16 protein-coding genes are annotated in these 19,358 nt (G+C 70.2%); 10 read left to right on the top strand and 6 right to left on the bottom strand.

The window, feature by feature from the left end:
* Positions 1–39: 39 nt before the first annotated feature.
* A complete protein-coding gene (locus tag ACFYRX_RS21015; RefSeq protein WP_389101708.1) occupies positions 40–1,377 on the bottom strand; it encodes a 6-phospho-beta-glucosidase in 1,338 nt (445 codons plus the stop codon).
* Positions 1,374–2,138 carry a DeoR/GlpR family DNA-binding transcription regulator gene (locus ACFYRX_RS21010; RefSeq protein ID WP_389101706.1) on the bottom strand — a complete coding sequence of 255 codons (765 nt, stop codon included), beginning with the start codon at positions 2,136–2,138 and terminating at the stop codon, positions 1,374–1,376. The genes ACFYRX_RS21015 and ACFYRX_RS21010 overlap by 4 nt, the downstream gene beginning before the upstream one ends.
* A 127-nt stretch (positions 2,139–2,265) precedes the next feature.
* Here ACFYRX_RS21010 and ACFYRX_RS21005 point away from each other — a divergent pair, with 127 nt between their 5' ends.
* The 8 genes from ACFYRX_RS21005 to ACFYRX_RS20970 all read left to right on the top strand — a co-directional run bounded on the left by ACFYRX_RS21005 (position 2,266) and on the right by ACFYRX_RS20970 (position 13,963).
* Entirely contained in the window at positions 2,266–3,282 is a 1,017-nt protein-coding gene (locus ACFYRX_RS21005) for a carbohydrate kinase family protein (protein WP_389101704.1), read from the top strand.
* A 65-nt stretch (positions 3,283–3,347) separates the two neighbouring features.
* The gene (locus tag ACFYRX_RS21000; RefSeq protein WP_389101702.1) at positions 3,348–4,625 is read left to right on the top strand and encodes an ABC transporter substrate-binding protein; all 1,278 of its coding nucleotides are present in this window, start codon (positions 3,348–3,350) and stop codon (positions 4,623–4,625) included.
* Positions 4,626–4,659: 34 nt separating this feature from the next.
* Entirely contained in the window at positions 4,660–5,634 is a 975-nt protein-coding gene (locus ACFYRX_RS20995; RefSeq protein WP_389102708.1) for a carbohydrate ABC transporter permease, read from the top strand.
* Positions 5,631–6,500: a carbohydrate ABC transporter permease gene (locus ACFYRX_RS20990; RefSeq protein ID WP_389101700.1), complete on the top strand. Its 870-nt coding sequence runs from the start codon at positions 5,631–5,633 to the stop codon at positions 6,498–6,500. Before ACFYRX_RS20995 ends, ACFYRX_RS20990 begins: the two co-directional genes overlap by 4 nt.
* Positions 6,501–6,527: 27 nt before the next feature.
* A complete protein-coding gene (locus ACFYRX_RS20985; protein ID WP_389101698.1) occupies positions 6,528–7,487 on the top strand; it encodes an alkaline phosphatase family protein in 960 nt (319 codons plus the stop codon).
* Complete coding sequence (locus ACFYRX_RS20980) at positions 7,484–10,423, top strand: glycoside hydrolase family 2 TIM barrel-domain containing protein (RefSeq protein WP_389101696.1); 2,940 nt, start codon at positions 7,484–7,486, stop codon at positions 10,421–10,423. The genes ACFYRX_RS20985 and ACFYRX_RS20980 overlap by 4 nt, the downstream gene beginning before the upstream one ends.
* A 35-nt stretch (positions 10,424–10,458) precedes the next feature.
* Complete coding sequence (locus tag ACFYRX_RS20975; RefSeq protein ID WP_389101694.1) at positions 10,459–12,282, top strand: LamG-like jellyroll fold domain-containing protein; 1,824 nt, start codon at positions 10,459–10,461, stop codon at positions 12,280–12,282.
* A gap of 10 nt (positions 12,283–12,292) precedes the next feature.
* Positions 12,293–13,963, top strand: coding sequence for a histidinol-phosphatase (locus ACFYRX_RS20970; protein WP_389101692.1), 1,671 nt, complete (start codon positions 12,293–12,295; stop codon positions 13,961–13,963).
* A gap of 72 nt (positions 13,964–14,035) precedes the next feature.
* Here the strand turns inward: ACFYRX_RS20970 and ACFYRX_RS20965 are convergent, their stop codons facing one another.
* From ACFYRX_RS20965 to ACFYRX_RS20950, 4 genes are read right to left on the bottom strand one after another with little or no spacing between them, the layout of a single operon-like run.
* Positions 14,036–14,491, bottom strand: coding sequence for a MaoC family dehydratase (locus ACFYRX_RS20965; RefSeq protein WP_389101690.1), 456 nt, complete (start codon positions 14,489–14,491; stop codon positions 14,036–14,038).
* A gap of 14 nt (positions 14,492–14,505) precedes the next feature.
* The gene (locus tag ACFYRX_RS20960; protein ID WP_389101688.1) at positions 14,506–16,011 is read right to left on the bottom strand and encodes a long-chain fatty acid--CoA ligase; all 1,506 of its coding nucleotides are present in this window, start codon (positions 16,009–16,011) and stop codon (positions 14,506–14,508) included.
* Positions 16,012–16,021: 10 nt separating this feature from the next.
* The gene (locus ACFYRX_RS20955; protein WP_389102705.1) at positions 16,022–16,897 is read right to left on the bottom strand and encodes an amidohydrolase family protein; all 876 of its coding nucleotides are present in this window, start codon (positions 16,895–16,897) and stop codon (positions 16,022–16,024) included.
* Positions 16,898–16,929: 32 nt separating this feature from the next.
* Positions 16,930–17,847, bottom strand: coding sequence for an SDR family NAD(P)-dependent oxidoreductase (locus ACFYRX_RS20950; protein WP_389101686.1), 918 nt, complete (start codon positions 17,845–17,847; stop codon positions 16,930–16,932).
* Positions 17,848–18,089: 242 nt separating this feature from the next.
* Here ACFYRX_RS20950 and ACFYRX_RS20945 point away from each other — a divergent pair, with 242 nt between their 5' ends.
* Entirely contained in the window at positions 18,090–18,509 is a 420-nt protein-coding gene (locus tag ACFYRX_RS20945; protein WP_389101684.1) for a MarR family winged helix-turn-helix transcriptional regulator, read from the top strand.
* Positions 18,506–19,291: an IclR family transcriptional regulator gene (locus ACFYRX_RS20940; RefSeq protein ID WP_389101682.1), complete on the top strand. Its 786-nt coding sequence runs from the start codon at positions 18,506–18,508 to the stop codon at positions 19,289–19,291. The genes ACFYRX_RS20945 and ACFYRX_RS20940 overlap by 4 nt, the downstream gene beginning before the upstream one ends.
* Positions 19,292–19,358: the final 67 nt, after the last annotated feature.

Here is a 19,358-nt window from a genome sequence, read left to right as displayed (position 1 = left end):
GCCGGGAGGCGAGGGGAAAGCGCTTTCCGAAGACAGGTACTACTTAAGGTACGCGAGCCCCGGATGCACGGCGGTGTACCCCTCGACCAGCCTGCGGGCGACGTTCACGGAGTCCACCAGGGGGTGCAGCGCGAAGGCCTTCACCGCGGTGGCGCGCGAGGCGGACTCGGCGGCGGCGAGGACCTCCCGCTCGACCGCCTTGACCGAGCAGACCAGGCCGGTGGCGTGGTCGGGCAGCGGGGCGACGGTGACCGGGTGGGCGCCGTTGGCGTCGACGAGGCAGGGCACCTCGATGACGGCATCGTTGTCGAGCACCGAGAGCGTGCTCTGGTTGCGGACGTTCAGGATCAGCGTGGTGCGCTCGTCCCGGGCGATGGCCCGCATCAGGGCGAGGGCGACCTTCTCGTAGCCGCCGGAGAGGTCGTCGGCGTCGCGTTCGCCGGCGCCCGCGGTCTCCCGGTTCTCGGCCATGTAGGTGGCCTCGCGCTCGGCGCGGGTGCGGTCCCACACGTCGAGCGCCTTGGCGCCGGGCGCGCCGACCTCGTCGTAGAACCGTCCCTGCTGGTCGGCGAGGAAGGCGCCGCGGGTCTTCTCGGCCTGCTGGTAGGAGCGGACGGCCTCGCGGTTGAAGTAGTAGTAGTGCAGGTACTCGTTGGGGATCGCGCCGAGCGACTGGAGCCAGTCGGTGCCGAAGAGCTTGCCCTCCTCGAAGGAGCCGAGCAGGTCGGGGTCGGCGAGCAGGCGGGGGAGCTCGTCCCGGCCGGCGATCTTGAGGCCGCGGACCCAGCCGAGGTGGTTGAGGCCGACGTAGTCGATCCACGCCTCGTTCGGGTTGGCGCCGAGCACGCGCGCGATGCGGCGGCCGAGGCCGACCGGGGAGTCGCAGATGCCGATGACACGGTCGCCGAGGTGGCGGGACATGGCCTCGGTGACCAGACCCGCCGGGTTGGTGAAGTTGATGACCCAGGCGTCGGGGGCGAGCCGGGCCACCCGCCGGGCGATGTCGACGGCGACCGGGACGGTCCTGAGGCCGTAGGCGATGCCGCCCGCGCCGACCGTCTCCTGGCCGAGGACGCCCTCCGCGAGGGCCACCCGCTCGTCGTCGGCACGGCCCTCAAGCCCGCCGACGCGGATCGCCGAGAAGATGAAGTCGGCGCCGCGCAGTGCCTCGTCGAGGTCGGTCGTGGTCGTCACCGTGGGGGCGCCGGGGACGGCGGCCGCCTGTTCGGCGAGCACGCGGCCGACCGCGGTGAGCCGGCCGGCGTCCAGGTCGTGCAGGACGACCTCGGTCACCCGGCCCTCGCCGCGGTCCGTCAGGAGGGCCCCGTAGACGAGCGGGACCCTGAAGCCGCCGCCGCCGAGAATCGTCAGTTTCACGCCTGTACCTTTCCTGCCAGGACCACCTCGACGCCCGCCTCCTCCAGGGAGGAGCGGGTCGCCGCGTGGACCGGCGCGTTCGTCACGACCATGTCCAGGTCCTCGGGACCGCAGACCTTCGCCATGCCCGTGCCCGGGAACTTGGCCGTGTCGGCGAGGAGGACGATCTTGTCACTCGCCTTGATCATGGCTCGCTTGACCGGCACCTCGACGACCGTCGTATCCATCACCTGCCCGCCCGGGCGCACTCCACTGGTGCCGAGGAAGAGCCAGTCGGCATGCAGTTGGCGGAGGTTGTCCTCGGTGAGGAAGCCGACCAGGGAACGGTACTCGCGGCGGACCATGCCGCCGAGCAGCACCAGTTCGATGCCCTCGTCGTCGGCGAGCTCCTCGTAGACCACCAGGTTGCTGGTGATCACGGTGAGCCGGCGGCCGTGCAGCTGGCGGGCCAGCCGGTAGGCGGTGGTGCCGATGTCGAGCAGGACGGACTGGCCGTCCTGGACCAGGGCGGCGGCCCGGGCCACTATCGCGTCCTTCTCGGCCACCCGGACCTCGGCGACCTCGGCGAAGGGCTGGTCGCCCTCCTCGGCGCGCGCGCCGCCGTGCACCCGGGTGAGCAGGCCGTCCTCCTCCAGCTTGACCAGGTCGCGCCTGATCGTGGCGGGGCTCACGCCCAGCTGCTCGGAGAGGTCGGTCACAGCCGCGGGGCCGCCGGAGCGCAGGGCCCGCAGGATGAGTTGGTGTCGTCGTTCTGCCAGCACGGCGCGAACACTACTCGTCATCTTCAATCATTTCTATGCTCAGTTCTGCTTAGGTATTGACCAATCTCATGGATCAGCGCACGATTCCGGTCATCGAAATGACGAGTTTTGACGAGAGGCTGTGCGAGTGGACGACGACAGGCCCGATGTGCTGTTGACCGGGCTGCTCTTCTACGACCTCGTCCTGACGGGGCTCGGGAAGCCCCCGACACCGGGCGAGGAGATCTGGACGGCCGGCATGGGCTGCGGCCCCGGCGGCATCGCGAACCTCGCGGTGGCCGCGTCCCGCTTCGGCCTGAGGACCTCCCTGGCCACGGTGTTCGGCGACGACTTCTACGGCGAGCACTGCCGTGATGTCCTCGACGACCAGGAAGGCGTCGACCTCGCCCTCTCCCGCACCGCGGACGGCTGGTCCACCCCTGTCACCGTGTCGCTCGCACACGGTCACGACCGCGCCCTCGTCACCCACGGCCAGGAACCCCCGTACTCCCAGGACGTGCTGATGGGCGACCCGCCCGAGGCGCGTACGGCCCTCGTCCACCTGGAGGCCGAGCCGCGCGCCTGGCTCGCCAAGGCCGCCGCGAACGGCACCCACATCTACGCGGACGTCGGCTGGGATCCCACCCAGGAGTGGTCGAAAGACCTCCTGGACCAGCTGGCGCTGTGCCACGCCTTCCTCCCCAACGAGGGCGAGGCGATGGCCTACACCCGCACCGACAGCGCGGTCGCGGCGCTCGGCACGCTCTCCGAGCTGGTGCCGGTCGCGGTCGTCACCCGCGGCGGGGACGGCGCGGTCGCCGTCGACCAGGTCACCGGCGAGTACGCGGAGGTCCCGGCCCTCCCTGTCGACGTCCTGGACGCGACGGGCGCCGGTGACGTCTTCGGCGCTTCGTTCGTCGCCGCCTCCTTGGGCGGCTGGCCGCTGGAGGAACGGCTGCGGTTCGCCGTCCTCGCGGCCGGCCTCTCCGTCCAGCACCACGGCGGCGCCCTGGCGGCTCCCGGCTGGTACGGCGTCGACCGTTGGTGGCGCTCCCTGACCGACCCCGAGCTGCGCAGGACGTACGGCTTCCTGGCCGACCGCCTGCCGACGGACGTCGGCCCGCCGGTGCGCCACGCTCCGGTCACCCCGCCCCGGCAGCACTGATCCTCACAACGCCCCCACAGTCCAACGCCCCTCAGCACCACGAACAGGAACAACAGGAGTGACCCGTGGACCTTTCTCGTAGAGGCTTCCTCCAGGCCGCCGCGCTCACCGCGGCCGCGTCCGGACTGACCGTCGCCTGCGGCGGCAGCTCGGGCTCGGGCGGCACCAAGAACGGCAAGAACCTCACCCTGTGGTACTGGGGCGGCGCGCTCAGCGACAAGGTGGTCGCGGAGGCGAAGACCCACTTCAGCAGCCAGATCAAGCTGACCACGGCGTCCATCGGCGGCGACTTCAAGCAGAAGCTCACCACCACCCTCGCGGCGGGCAGCTCCGTGCCCGACATCACCGGCATCAAGGGCGAGGACATCGCGTCCTTCCTGCCCAACGCCGACCGCTTCCTCGACCTGAACGACCTCGGCTTCAAGAAGCTCGCGCCGCAGTACCTGGACTGGAAGACCAAGCTCGCCCAGACCGAGGACGGCAAGCAGATCGGCTTCCCGATCGACATCGGCCCCACCGCGATGTACTACCGCGAGGACTTCTTCGCCAAGGCCGGGGTGGACACCGACCCCGCCAAGGTCGCCGCGCTGGTCAAGACCTGGGAGGACTACTTCCAGCTCGGGCTCGAGCTGCAGAAGAAGAACCCCGGCACCTACCTCGTCAACAACCTCGGCACCATGTTCGACATGACCGTCGGCCAGGGCACCCAGCGGTTCATCGACAAGGACAACCACTTCATCGGCGACCAGGACCACATCCGCGCCGCGTGGACCACCTCGGTGCGCCCCTACACCCTCGGCCTCGACGCCAAGATCAACGACAACACCTGGAACGCCGCCGTCGGCAAGACCCTCCTCACCGAGCTCGGCGCGGCCTGGCACGCGCTGGACATCGAGCAGGCCGCCCCGCAGACCAAGGGCAAGTGGCGGGTGTGCCCGATGCCCGTCGGACCGGCCAACCAGGGCGGCTCCTACCTGGCCCTGCCCAAGCAGTGCCGCAACCCCGAAGAAGCCTTCAAGATCATCAGCTGGATCCTCAGCCCCGCCAACGACGCCCGCGGATTCACGGACGCCGCCATCTTCCCCGCCGCCCCGGCCGCCTACACCACGCCGGCCATGACGGGCCCCGACGCCTTCTTCGGCGGACAGAAGATCATCGAGGTCTTCGGTCCTGCCGCCAAGGCCGTTCCGCTCGCCTACGAGGCCCCGGCCGACGCCGCTGTCATGGCCCCCTACAAGACGGAACTGACCAACATCGAGGCCAAGGGCAAGAAGCCCGACGACGCCTGGAAGGACGCGGTCAGCCAGGCCAAGCAGATCGCCAGGCGGCAGGGGGTGAGCTGAGGTGACGTCACCTCCGGTCACCGGTCCCGCCGCGGTGTCCGAGCACCGCGGCGGGCCGGGCCCGGCCCGGTTCCGCCCGCGGCGCGCCACGCCCGCGGGTACCGCTCGGCCCAAACGGCGAGGTCCGCTGTCGTACTGGCGGCAGTACCTGGCGATCTCGCCGTTCTACCTGATCTTCGCCGCGTTCTCCTTCTTCCCTGTCTTCTACTCGCTGTACCTGGCGTTCCAGCGCTGGGACGGCCTGGGCGACATGCAGTTCGTGGGGCTCCAGCAGTTCCGGTTCCTGTGGGACGACCCGGTCTTCTGGCTGTCGATCCGCAACACCCTGGTGATCTGGGTGCTGTCCACCGTGCCGACCCTCTTCGGCGCCCTGACGCTGGCGACACTCCTGCACTCGGTGCGCCGCTTCAAGGGCTTCTACCGCATCGCGCTGTACGTGCCCAACGTGACCTCGATCGTCGCCGTGGCGATCTTCTTCGGCGCGGTGTTCAGCAACAACTTCGGTCTGGTCAACGCGATCCTGGGCATGGTCGGCATCTCGCCGGTTCCGTGGCTGAGCAACCCGTGGCTGATCAAGGTGGTCATCTCGCTGCTGATGACCTGGCAGTGGACCGGCTACAACATGATCATCTATCTGGCCGGCCTGCAGGCGATCCCGAACTCGATCTACGAGGCGGCGAAGATGGACGGCGCTGGCCCCATCCGCACGTTCTTCCAGATCACCATCCCGATCATGCGGCCGATCATCCTGTTCACGGTCATCATCTCGACCATCAACGGCCTGCAGAGCTTCAGCGAACCCCAGGTCCTGTTCGCCAGCAACGCCGCCAACGCCAACCTCGGCGGACCGGGCCAGGCGGGTCTGACGACCTTGCTGTACTTCTACCAGTCGGCCTTCCTCAACAACGACTACGGCTACGGCGCGGCCATCGTGTGGGCCTTCTTCGTCCTGATCATCATCCTCGTCGCCGTCAACTGGCGCATCACCACACGAGGGAGGAAGGCATGACCGCGGTCGACACCGCGCGGCCGGCCACGGGCGGCAGGCGACTTCGCCGCCCCAAGGGCCTGACAGCGCACATCATCCTCGTCGTGGCCGTCCTGGTCTCGGTCTTCCCGTTCGCGTGGACGATCATCATGGCGACCAACACCACGCAGGACATCTACAAGAGCCCGCCGAAGTTCACCTTCGGCTCCCATCTGCTGGAGAACATCCGGCACGTGCTGAACACCATCGACTTCTTCGGGTCGATGCTCAACACGGTGCTGGTCGCGACCGTCACCACCGCCCTGGTGCTGTTCATCGACTCCCTGGCGGCCTTCACCTTCGCCAAGTTCGACTTCCCCGGACGCAAACTGCTCTTCGGCACGCTGCTGCTGTTCATGATGCTGCCGCTGCAACTGGCGATCCTGCCGCAGTTCATCCTGATGTCGAAGATCGGCTGGGTCGGGATGCTCAAGGCGCTCGCCCTGCCCTCCCTTGCCAACGCCTTCGGCATCTTCTGGCTGCACCAGTACATCCAGAACGGTGTGCCCGACGAACTCCTCGACGCCGCGCGCATCGACGGCGCCGGGTTCTTCCGTCAGTACTGGAACATCGCGCTGCCGATGATCAGGCCCGCGCTGTCGTTCCTCGCCATCTACGCCTTCGTCAACTGCTGGAACGACTACATCTGGCCGCTCGTCGTGCTCACCGACCCGGGCCACGTGACCCTCCAGGTGGAGCTCGCCCAGCTCAACGTCGGCCACACCACCGACTACAGCATGGTCATGGCCGGTGTCCTGATGGCGGCGCTCCCGCTGGTCATCGTGTTCAGCATCTTCGCCCGCGGGTTCATCGCGGGTGCCACCGAGGGCGCGGTACAGGGCTCCTGACCCGGTGCCGTGAGAAGGGGGTGGGCGGTGACGTACGACATCGGCGGACGCGGCAAGGTGCTCGTCGTGGGCATGGACGGGCTGCGGTACGACCTGCTGACCCGCTCGCCGGCCACCGCGCCGGTGCTGCACGCACTGATGGCGGCGGGCGCCCACGGCACCAGCCTGCTGCCCTACGGCGAGGTGGACGGCCAGGCCCCGGACGGGCCGTCCACCAGCATGGCCTACACCGACTCCGGGCCCGGCTGGTCGAGTGTGCTGACCGGGGTGTGGCCCGACCGGCACGGCGTGCGCGGCAACGACTTCGCCGGGGCCGACTACGCCCGCTACCCCGACTTCCTGAGCCGGGCCGTCACCGCCCGGCGCCGGCTGCGCACCGCGGCCGCGGTGTCCTGGCCGGAACTGATCCGACGCGGCACCCTCGGCCCCGCCATCGGCCGCCGGGTGCGTTATGACGGCGAGTCGGACGGCTACGCCACCGCGGACCGCCTCGTCGCCCGCACCGCCGAGCGCTGGCTCACCCAGGACGATCCCGACGCCGTCTTCGTGTACTTCGGCGCCACCGACGAGGCCGCCCACGCCATGGGCCCGCACAGCCTCGCCTACGACCGGGCCCTGCTCACCCAGGACACCCACCTCGGGTGGCTCCTTGCGGCCATCGACGCCCGGCGCTCCGACCCCGCCCGCGCGCGGGAGCGTTGGACCGTGCTGGTCACCACGGACCACGGCCACCTCGACAGCGGCGGCCACGGCGGCGACACCCGCGCCGAGCGCGAGGTGTTCGTCGTCCTGGCCGAGCCCGGTATGTCCGGCGGCACCCGGCTCGACACACCGCGTCTCATCGACATCGCTCCCACCGTCCTGGACCGGCTCGGCGTCCCTGTCGACCCGGCCTGGGGCCTGCAGGGCCGGGTCCTGCACGGCCACGGACAGTCCTGCCACGCCCCGGCGCCACCCACCGCACCTCCGACTCCGGAACGGTCATGACCGACGCACCCCGCCCCACCGATCCCCTCATCGCCCTGCGGCCCTGGGAGGCACCCGAGGTGACCTCCTGGGGGCGGCTGCCCATGAACGCCGTCGACCGGCGCTCCGGAGTACTCCCCCTGGACGGCGACTGGAGTTTCCAGCTGCTGCCCGCTCCGGACGCGCCGGTCGGCGGTGCGTGGTCCTCGGCGTACGTCCCCGGCGTCTGGACGATGCAGGGCGCGGACGACCTGCCGCAGTACACCAACGTACGGATGCCGTTCCCGCAGTTCCCGCCGCACTCCCCCGCCGCGAATCCGACGGGGGTCTATGAACGTGAGGTGGACGTCCCCGCCGAGTGGGCCGGGCGCCGGGTCGTGCTCCAGGTCGGGGCCGCCGAGAGCGTGCTCCTCGTGCACGTGGACGGGCGGCCCGTCGGCGTCTCCAAGGACTCCCACCTGGCGGCCGAGTTCGACCTGACGGGACTTGTGCGCACCGGTGCGCGGACCGTCGTACGGCTGACGGTGGTCAAGTGGTCCGACGCCTCGCACATCGAGGACCAGGACCAGTGGTGGCACGGCGGGATCACCCGCTCCGTACTGCTGTACGCGACGGACCCGCTGCATCTGGCGGACGTGACCGTGCGGGCCTCGCACGGCGGAGAGCTGCGGGTGGACTGCAAGGTGCGGGACACGGGCGGCGCGCTGCCCGAGGGGTGGTACGTCAGCGGGGACCTGGAAGGCCAACTGCTCACCCAGGACGCCGAGTTCGACCGGTTCAACGCCGAGGACGACCGGGTCTCCGACTTCCTCGGCGAGGCGCGTCTCACCGCCACCGTCCCGGACGTCCGCACCTGGAACGCCGAGCTTCCCGAGCTCTACGACCTCACCGTCCGCCTCCACCGCGCCGACGGCACGGTCGCCGACACCGCACGGCACCGGATCGGCTTCCGGGACGTCGAGATCGTCGGCCGTGACCTGCTGGTCAACGGCGAGCGGGTCTTCATCCGTGGAGTCAACCGGCACGACTTCCACCCGCTGACCGGGCGGACGGTGTCGTACGACGACATGCGCGCGGACCTGATCACGTTGAAGCGCTTCGGGTTCAACGCGATCCGCACCTCCCACTACCCGGGCGATCCCGCCCTCTACGACCTCGCCGACGAGTTCGGTTTCTACGTCGTCGACGAGGCGGACATCGAGTCGCACGACCACGCCCACGAGATCGCCGACGACCCGCGCTATCTGAACGCCTTCGTGGACCGGGTCTCGCGGATGGTGCTGCGGGACAAGAACCACCCGTCGGTCATCGTCTGGTCGCTGGGCAACGAGTCCGACTACGGGGCCAACCACGACGCGGCCGCCGGCTGGGTGCGTCGGCACGATCCGACCCGGCCGATCCAGTACGAGGGGGCGGCCAAGCTCGACTGGGCGGCGACCGGCGACGCGACCGACATCGCCTGCCCCATGTACGCCTCGCTGGAGGAGTGCGTGGAGCACGCGCTGTCCGGCCGGCAGACCAAGCCGCTGATCTGGTGCGAGTACTCCCACGCCATGGGCAACAGCAACGGCACGCTCGCGGACCATTGGGCGGCCATCGAGTCAACGCCAGGACTTCAGGGCGGGTTCATCTGGGAGTTCTGGGACCACGGCATTCTGCAGCGTGTGAACGACGGCAGACCGGTCGGACGTGGGGGCGTCGGACTCTTTGACAACGGTGTCGCCGCGCCCGGCCACCGCTGGGCCTACGGCGGCGACTTCGGCGAGGCGATCCACGACGGCGCCTTCATCGCCGACGGCGTGGTCTTCCCCGACCGCACGCCGAAGCCGGTGATGTACGAGCATCGGGAGATCGCGGCGCCGGTGCGCATCGAGTGCTTCCGGCACGAGGGCATCGTCCTCGGCAACCACCAGCACTTCCGGGGCCTGGCCTGGCTGGCGGCCGAGTGGGAGCTGTCCCTGGCCGACGGCCGCACCCTGACCGCGCCCGCCGAACTGCCCGATCTGCGGCCCGGCGAGACGGCGGCGGTGGCGCTGCCGTTCGAGTTGCCTGAGGAGGACGGCGAGGCCTGGCTGACCCTGCGGGTGACGACCGCCGGGGACGAGCCCTGGGCGCCGCGCGGCACCGTGGTGTGCGTGCCCCAGGTGCGGCTGCGAGAGGCGGTCCCGCAGACTCCCGTGACCGTGCAGAACCGTTCCGTCGAGGTCGACGCCGACGGACTCCTGGTCCACCCCCTGCTCACCTGCGCCCCCACGCTCAGCCTGTGGCGGGCGCCCACCGACAACGACGAGCTCGGCGGCATGGCACCGCGCTGGCGTGGCTGGGGGCTCGACGCGCTGGTACGCAAGGTCGCGGACGTGCGCCTGGGCGTGGGACGGGCCACCGTGCACGCCGAGTACGTCTGCGAGACGGGTGTCGTCCGCCATGTGCAGGTCTTCACCGCCGTCGAGGGCGGCGTCCACGTCGAGGAGTCGGCCGAGCTGCCGGAGGAGTTCCACGACGTGGCACGGGTCGGCTCCGTGTTCGAGACGGTCGCCGGGCTCGACCTGATGGAGTGGTACGGACAGGGCCCCTGGGAGTCGTATCCGGACCGCGCCTTCGGGGCTCCCGTCGGCCATCACTCCGTGCCCGTGGACGAGCTGTTCACCCCTTACCTGCGTCCGCAGGAGAGCGGCGGCCGGCACGGCGTACGGCACTTCACGCTCTCGGCACCGGACGCCACCGGCCTGTCGGTCGTCCTGGACGAACCGCGCCAGGTCAGTGTGAGCCGGTACCGCGCCGCGGACCTCACCGGCGCCGCGCACCACGACGAACTCGTTCCGCGGGCGGGCTGCGTGGTGCACATCGACGCGGCCCACCGCGGCCTCGGCACCGCCTCGTGCGGCCCCGACACCTTTTCCTCCTATCTCGTCGCGCCGGGCGTCCATCGCTGGAGCTGGACCCTGCGCGCGCTCTGAACCCCCTCTCGACTTCCCTTCGCTACGGAGCACACGTGTGTACTTCGCATGACCACAACCAGGGCGAGGCCGCGCAGGCCGGCGCCGGACGGCGCAGTTTCCTGCGGGCGACGGCCCTGCTCGGCGCAGCCGCCACGGCGGGGGTCGCGCTGCCGACCGTGGCCGAGGCCACGACGTCCGGCTGGCGTCCCGACACGGAGAGCCGGCGTTTCACGCTCGCCGTGATGCCCGACACGCAGTACCTCTTCGACGGGCCGAGCATCGACAAGGCGCCCGTCGAGGCCTCGCTGCGGTATCTGCTCGAGCAGGGCAAGGAAGAGAACATCGTCTTCCTGTCCCACCTCGGCGACCTCACCCAGAACGGCGCGGCACCCGAGGTCGCCGCGATCGGCGAGGCGTTCAGGCTCCTCGACCGGCGGGGCGTCGGCTACAGCGTCCTCGCGGGCAACCACGACGTGAAGTCGTCCACCACCGACCAGCGCGGCACCTCGCCCTACCTGGACACGTTCGGGCCCGACCGGTTCAAGGGACACAAGACCTTCGGCGGCGCCTCGCCCGACGGCTACAACACCTACCACCTCTTCAAGGCCGCGGGCCGCGAGTGGATGGTGCTCGCGCTGGACTGGCGGCTCTCGGACAAGGGGTACGCCTGGGCGAAGAGCGTCCTGGCCGCCCACCCGACCACGCCGGTCGTCCTCACCACGCACGAGCTGGTCGTCGAGGACGACACCCTGTCGGACTACGGTCAGCAGCTGTGGGACCAGCTGGTCAAGGACCACGACCAGATCTTCCTCACCCTCAACGGGCACTACTGGCCGGCCGGGCGGGCGACCCGCACGAACACGGCGGGCAACGACGTCCACCTGCACCTGACGAACTACCAGAACCGGTACTTCGGCGGCGCCGCCATGATCCGCCTGTACCGCTTCGACCTCGACCGCGGTGTGATCGACGTGGAGACGGTCTCGCCGTGGATCCTCGGCCGGGCCGCGAAGGGGCTCAACGAGCTGGAGCGGCAGGAGATCGAACTGAGCGGCGACGCCGACCGGTTCACGGTCGACATCGACTTCGCGGAGCGGTTCGCCGGCTTCGCCCCGGTGCCCGCCCGTGCGGCTCGCCCGGCGTCGAAGATGCTGATCCCGGGTACGGCCGCGTACTGGCGCTTCGAGTCGGCGGCCTCCGGCACGGTCCGTGACCTGTCCGGCCGGGGCAACGACCTCACCATGGTGTCGGTCGGCGGCGGCTCGCTCGGCTGGTCCGCCGACCACCACCCGGACCAGCCCGGCCACGGCAGCCTGGAGTTCCAGGGCTACAAGTCGCCGCTCAAGGGCGCGTACCTGCAGACGGTCGACGGGGCGCCGCTCAACAGGGCGACCTTCAAGGACGGTTACACCATCGAGGTGTTCTACCGGATGCCCGCCGACTGGGACCCGGACCACAACGCCTGGGCGGGACTGGTCAGTCGGCGGGGTACGGGCGGCGCCGCCGGCAAGACCGGTGACGACCCGGACGAGCCGCTCGCCACGCTCTCGCTCTCCAACGACCGTGAGCCGCAGTGGGCCATGCGTCCCCTCAACCAGGAGGGCATCGCCACCAACTGGGGCCAGGAGACGCCGCTGGAGACCTGGTGGCACCTCGCCGTCGTCAACGACGGACGGCACACCACGCTGTACGTCCAGGGCTGCCCGGTCGTCCGCAACCCGAAGGCGTCCGCCGTCGGGATCACCTCGGTCGGCGAGCCGTGGCTGCTGGGCGGCTACACGTACGCCGACACGATCGACCAGATCTTCCACGGCCGCCTCGGCGACGTACGGATCGTCTCGCGGGCACTGCCCGTCTCCTCCTTCATGACGCACTGACGGGATCACCATGACCGAGCAGCAACTGCCCTCCTGGGCCGACCCCTCCGTCCCTCCCGCCGAGCTCGACGCGCAAGGCGTGTCCAGACGCGGACTCCTGCGCGGCGCGGGCCTGTTCGGCGCCGCGTTCGCCCTCGGCTCGGCGGCGACGCCCGCCTTCGCCTCGCCCCAGCGGCACGGCTTCGGCGGCGACGACCCGCGCCTGGCCTACCTGGTGGGCGACCACCACGTGCACTCCGTGTACAGCCACGACGCGAAGTACACGTTCTCCCAGCAGGCGAAGGCCGCCGCCAGGTACGGCCTGGACTGGATGGTGTTCAACGAGCACTCCAACTTCGGGCACGCCAGTTACGGCGCGAAGCTGGAACACGCGGAGATCGTCAAGGCCCGTGCGGAGAACCCGCGTCAGCTGATCTTCCAGGGCCTGGAGTGGTACATCCCGGCCGCCGAGCACTGCACGGTGTTCGCGGCTCCCGGCCCCCACGAGACCGATCTGCTCACGCAGTTCGAGCTCGCCTACGACGGCAAGCTGCTCGGCTACACCGAGGGTTCCGCCGGCGCGGCGGACACCGCCCGCAACGAGGCGCACGCCGTCAAGGCGATCAAGTGGCTGGCGGAGCAGCGCCGTTCGGGCTACGTCGACGACGTCCTCGTCCTCGCCAACCACCCGCTGCGTCTCGGCATCGACTCCCCGCACGAGATGCGGGGCTGGCGGGACGCGGCCCCCGAGATCATGATCGGCATGGAGGGCGCACCCGGCGCCCAGGGCGCAGCTCTCCCCGGCTGGCGCGGTGCGACGTCGATCCGCGGCGAGTACGAGAACAAGCCCTCGGCGCAGTCGTGGTCGGGCTATCCGGCCGAGGCCTATGTGACGTACGGCGGCTTCGACTGGGCGACGGCGACCGTCGGCGGGCTGTGGGACTCGATGCTGGCCGAAGGCAGCCTGTTCTCGATCACCACGAACTCCGACAACCACCGCACCGTCTTCGACACCTGGAAGAACGGCGACTGGCCGGCGGGGCAGAACTTCGACAACACCGGCAAGCTGCCCGACCCGGTGAACACCGACACCGCGCAGCCCGGCAGCGACTTCTGGCCGGGTCAGTTCAGCCGTACCCACGTCGGCGTGACCCGCTACGGCTACCGCTCGGTCATGGCGGGCATGCGTGCGGGCCGGGTCTGGGTGGACCACGGGCATCTGCTCGACGGGCTCGACGTCCGTGTGAAGCGGGACTGCGACTTCGGGCGCGGTGTCACGCTGGGCGGACGGCTCCGGGTCCGCAAGGGCGAGAAGATCACGCTGTACGTCACGGTCACGACCGCCTCCCGCCCCAACCCGCAGGGAATCCTGCCCGAGTTGGCGCACGTCGACGTGATCCGGGGCGCGGTGCGCGGTCCGGTGGCCGACCGGGACAGCTGGAAGGCGCCCGACACCAAGGTCGTACAGACGAAGGACGTGTCGGGCCGTAAGGGGACGTACACCCTGCGCATCCCGCTGACCGCCGGGGACGAGTCCTTCTACGTCCGGCTGCGCGGCAGCGACGGCAACCGCCACGGTGCCGGGTATCTCGGTGCCTCGGTCGACCCGCACGGGCCGATTCCGCACGCGCCCGGTGACGGTGACCCGTGGGCGGACACGTGGTTCTACTCCAACCCGGTCTTCGTCGACGTCACCGGCTGAGGCGAGCGCCCGAAGGGGCGCGGGGAACTGCGCGACCGGTCACAGCGGTCGCGCAGTTCCCCGCTGCCTTTTCTAGGCGTAGAACCGGGAAAGACTCTGCAGCACCGCCGCCGGCTTGGCGCCGCCCTCGATCTCCACCGCGCCGTCGACGGTGACCTGGACACCGCCCGGCACCTCCTCGACGTCCGTGAGCTTGGCGACGAGGCGGATGCGGGAGCCGACCTTCACCGGGGAGGGGAAACGGACCTTGTTCAGGCCGTAGTTGACCTTGGTGGTGACGCCCTGGACGTCCAGGAGCTCGGTGAAGAGCGGGATGAACAGGGAGAGGGTGAGGTAGCCGTGCGCGATGGGGGCGCCGAACGGGCCCTCGGCCGCCTTCTCGGGGTCCACGTGGATCCACTGGTGGTCGCCCGTGGCGTCGGCGAAGGTGTTGATGCGCTCCTGGGTGACGTCGATCCACTCGCTGGTGCCGAGGTCGCTGCCGGCGAGCTTCTTCAGTTCGTCGAGGCCGTTGACGGTGACGCTCATGTAGCTGTCCTTATCTAGGAGTCGGAGCCGAAGCGCTTGCGCACCCGGGACTTGAGGAGCTTTCCGGAGGCGGTGCGCGGGAGTTCGTCCGCGAGCACCACCGATTTGGGGATCTTGTATTTGGCGAGCCGCCCGGCGAGGGAGGCGAGCACCTCGTCGCCGTCGACGGACGCGCCTTCCCGGGGTACGACGACCGCCCGCGGCACCTCGCCCCACTTGTCGTCCGGGACGCCGATGACCGCGCACTCGACGATGTCCGGGTGGGCGAGGAGCAGGTCCTCGATCTCGGCGGGGTAGATGTTCTCGCCGCCGGAGATGATCATGTCCTTGATGCGGTCGACGATGAAGACGTATCCGTCCTCGTCCACGCGGGCCGCGTCCCCGCTGCGGAACCAGCCGTCCGTGAAGGAGGCGGCGGTCTCCTCGGGCAGTCCCCAGTAGCCGGGCATGACATGCGGGCCGCGGAGCACGACCTCACCGGTCTCGCCGACGTCGACGGGCACGAGATCCGGCCGTACGACCCGCACATCGCTGAAGAAGTGGGGGACGCCCGCGGAGCCCGCCTTGCTGACGCAGTGCTCGGCGTCCAGGAGCAGGGTGCCGGGGGACGCCTCCGTCATGCCGTACCCCTGGAGGAAGGTGAGCCCCCGCTCGCCGTACGCGGTGATGAGCGGGGTCGACACCGGGGAGCCGCCGCAGGTCAGGATCCGCAGGGAGGACAGGTCCGCGTGCGGCCAGCGCGGGTGCCTCGCCACCTGCTCGAACATCGTGGGCACCCCGAACATGAAGGTGATCCGGTGCTGTTCGATCAGGTCGAAGGTCGCGTTCGGGTCGAAGGCCTCGACCAGGACGCAGGTGCCGCCCTTGAGCAGCACCGGGAGGGTCAGCATGTTCAGGCCCGCCGTGTGGAACAACGGCGCGGAGACCAGGGCGCGTTCGTCGGTGATCAGGTCGTGGTCGACGAGGACGTTGATCGCGTTCCAGGTGAGGTTGCCATGGGTGAGCATGGCGCCCTTGGGGCGGCCTGTCGTGCCCGAGGTGTACATGATGATGCAGGTGTCGTCGGGAGCGACCGGCTCGTCGATCGGTTCCACCGCCGGCCCGGTGAGCAACTGCTCGTATTCCGGGCCGACTTCGACGTACGTACGGACGTCGGTGCTGCCCGGCAGTCCGGCGACGAGTCCCGCGTGCGAGGGGCTGTAGACCAGCGCCCTGGCACCGGAGTCGGAGAGCTGGTAGGCGATCTCCGGTCCGGCGAGGCGGGTGTTGAGGGGGACGAAGACCGCGCCCAGGGTGCCGGCCGCGAACAGCGTCTCCAGGTAGGAGGGGTGGTTGGGGCCGAGGTAGGCCACCCGGTCGCCGCGCCGGATGCCCCGGGCGCGCAGGGCGTGCGCGAGGCGGGTGACACGGGTGTGCAGTTCGCCGTACGTGACCGTCGTGTCGCCGTGGATCAGGGCGGTGCGGTGCGGGGTCTTGCGGGCCCGGCGTGCGGGCCATGACCCGAGTCCCTCGTTGCGCATCTGGGGCCCCTTACGGCTTCGTCAGCCCGAGCAGACGGGCGGCGTTCTCCTTGAGGATCTTCGGCTTGACCTCGTCCTTGATCGGCAGCTTCTCGAAGTCGGCGAGCCAGCGGTCGGGGGTGAGGACGGGGAAGTCGGAGCCGAAGAGGACCTTGTCCTTGAGCAGTGTGTTCGCGTACTGCACGAGCTGCGGCGGGAAGTACTTCGGCGACCAGCCGGACAGGTCGATGTGCACGCCCGGCTTGTGCGTGGCGACCGCGAGCGCCTCGTCCTGCCAGGGGAAGGACGGGTGCGCCAGGATGATCTTCAGGTGCGGGAAGTCGGCGGCCACGTCGTCGACGTGGAGGGGGTTGGAGTACTTGAGGCGGATGCCGCCACCGCCTGGGACTCCGGCGCCGATGCCCGTCTGGCCGGTGTGGAAGAGGGCGATGGTGCCGGTCTCCTCGATCACCTCGAAGAGGTCGTATGCCACCGCGCGGTCGTTGGGGAAGAAGCCCTGGATGCTGGGGTGGAACTTGAAGCCCTTCACCCCGTACTCCTCGACCAGGCGGCGGGCCTGCTTGACGCCCGCCTTGCCGCGGAAGGGGTCGATGGAGGCGAAGGGGATGAGGACGTCGGAGTTGGCCGCCGCGGCTTCGGCGACCTCCTCGTTCGGGACGGGCGCGGTGCCGGTCGCGGACTCGGCGTCCACCGTGAAGATCACGGCGGCCATCTTCCGCTCGCGGTAGTAGGCGGCCGTCTCCTCCAGCGTGGGCTTCCGCTTGCCCTGCACCTTGAAGTAGGCCGAGGAGGCGTCGTGCAGGTCCTCGTCGAGCGAGGAGTGGCCCTTGGAGGACACCTCGGCGTGGGTGTGTACGTCGATGGCGACCAGTTCGTCGACGTTCATGGGGGTCGTCGGGGTCTTGACGGGGGGTTCCATCACGCCTCCGGAAGCTTCGGCGCCGGGATGCCGACCGTCTGGAGTTCGGCGCCGACCGAGGTCGGGAAGGCGTCGGCCAGGGTGTCGGGGGTCCAGCCGCCGTCGGCGTAGGCCGCGCTGATCTCCTGCGGATGGGACCAGAGTGCCACCTTGTCGCCACCGATGCCGATCGCCTGCCCCGTGACGGAGCGGGCGGCGTCGGAGGCGAGGAAGGGCACGATGGCCGCGCAGTCCTCGGGGGTGCCGAAGCCCTCGCCCTTGCGCAGGAAGTCCGGGAGCGCCTCGCCGTTCTTCATGGCCTCGATGTACGGGGCGAAGGCGGGGATGGTCTCGGTCATCGCGGTGGCCGCCACGGGCACGATCGCGTTGACGGTGATGCCCGCGCGGCCGAGCTCCATGGACCAGGTGCGGGCGAACGCGGCGATGCCGGCCTTGGCGGCGGAGTAGTTCGTCTGCCCGAAGTTGCCGCGCTGTCCGGCCGGGGAGCCGACCAGGATCAGGGTGCCGCCCTCGCCCTGCTCGCGCATGCGGACGGCGGCGGCGCGGGCGCAGGTGAAGGTGCCCTTGAGGTGGGTGGTGATCACCGCGTCGAAGTCGTCGTCGGTCATCTTCCACAGCACCTTGTCGCGCAGGATGCCCGCGTTGGTGACCAGGATGTCGAGCCGTCCGAACTCCTCCACCGCCCGGTTCACAAGCCGCTCGGCGGCCTCGGTGGTGCCGACCGGAACCACCTCGGCGACCGCCCTTCCGCCGGCCTCGACGATGGACTTCACGGCCTGCTCGGCGACCGCCTCGTCGACGTCGTTGACGACCACGGAGGCGCCGTGGGCGGCGAGGGCGTGCGCGTAGGCGAGGCCGAGGCCCCGGCCACTGCCGGTGACGACGGCGACCTTGCCGGTGAGATCGATGCTGGGCACGAGCGAGTCCCTTCACGAGCTGATGCTTGAGATGCGGCTACAAGAGGTGCGGTTACGAGAGATTCGGTTACGAGAGATGCAGCTACGAGATCGAAGCTAAGAGCAATAATTGGTGACGTCAATAGTTGTAGTCGACTCACAGGTGCGCCATGCTGGGATCACCACGACCTCCGGAGCACAGGGAGCCCGCCATCACACGCCAGCACGTCACCCCGAAGGCCATCGACTCGGAGGAGCCGTGGATGCGCGGGCTGCACGCGGACACCGGTTATCTGCTGTACCGCCTGGGCCTGCGCTCGGGTCAGTTGTTCAACACGTTCCTCCAGGAGTCGGGGCTGCGCCTGCGCCACTACGCGGTGCTGCGCTACCTCGCGGGGTCCGACGGCGCCCTCCAGCGGGAGCTGAGCACCCGGCTCGGCTACGACCCCAGCGCGATCGTCGGCCTGGTCGACGACCTGGAGAAGCTGGGGATGACCGAGCGCCGCCCCTCCCCCGACGACCGCCGCAGCAAGATCGTCGCCCTCACCGAGAACGGCCGCGCCTTCCTGCGCGGCACCGACGAGGCGGGCCGCCGGGTGACCAACGACCTGCTCGCCCCGCTCGACGCCGCCGAACGCGAGACGCTCCAGGCCCTCCTCCTGAGAGTCGCCGACCAGCCATGACCGTGCGTTCCGCGCCGGACCGGCTGCTGTCCGTGCTCGCCGCGTTCGACCACGACCACCCGGCGCTGTCCCTGTCCGACATCAGCCGGCGGGCGGGGCTGACCCTGACCACCACACACCGGCTGGTGGGCGCGCTGACCGACTGGGGCGCCCTGGAGCGGGACGACTCCGGGGTCTACCACGTCGGGCTGCGCCTGTGGGAGGTCGCGGCGCTCGCACCGCGCGGGGTGGCGCTGCGGCAACTGGCGCTGCCCTATCTGGAGGACCTGTACGAAGCCACGCACGAGAACGTGCAGTTGGCGGTGCGGGACGGGAACGACGTCGTCTACATCGAGTGGATCTCGGGGCGTTCGTCGGTCGGTGTGCACATCCGGGTCGGGGCCCGCTGGCCGCTGCACGCCACCGGGGTCGGCCTGGTCCTGCTGGCCCACTGCGAGGCGCGGGAGCAGGAGGAGTACTGCGCGACCCCGCTCGCCGTCTTCACGCCGTACACCCTCACCGAACCGGTGAAACTGCGCCGGGTCCTGGCCGAGGTCCGGCGCACCGGCGTCGCGGTGAGCAGCCGTCAGGTCACCGACGACGCCCTGTCGGTGGCCGCCCCCGTGCGCGGCCCGGACGGCACGGTGGTCGCGGCCGTGTCGGTCGTCGTGCCTCAGGACGACGCCCGGGTACCGGCGTTGATCCCCGCCGTACGGCTGGCCGCGCTCGGCATCTCACGGGCACTGGGGTGGCAGCCCACGACCATGCCCCCGTCGGGCACCGGATATCCCTCGCACCGGTGAGGTCCCGGCGCCCGAGCCACCGCTCACGTCCGCCGCCCGCCCGGTCCTGGTACGCCCCGCCGTGTAC

Origin of the sequence: Streptomyces sp. NPDC005374 (genome assembly GCF_042872225.1) — a bacterium.
Taxonomy (GTDB): Bacteria; Actinomycetota; Actinomycetes; order Streptomycetales; family Streptomycetaceae; genus Streptomyces.
The sequence above is the reverse complement of the archived record's forward strand: the minus strand, read 5'-3'. Positions and strand labels throughout refer to the sequence as shown.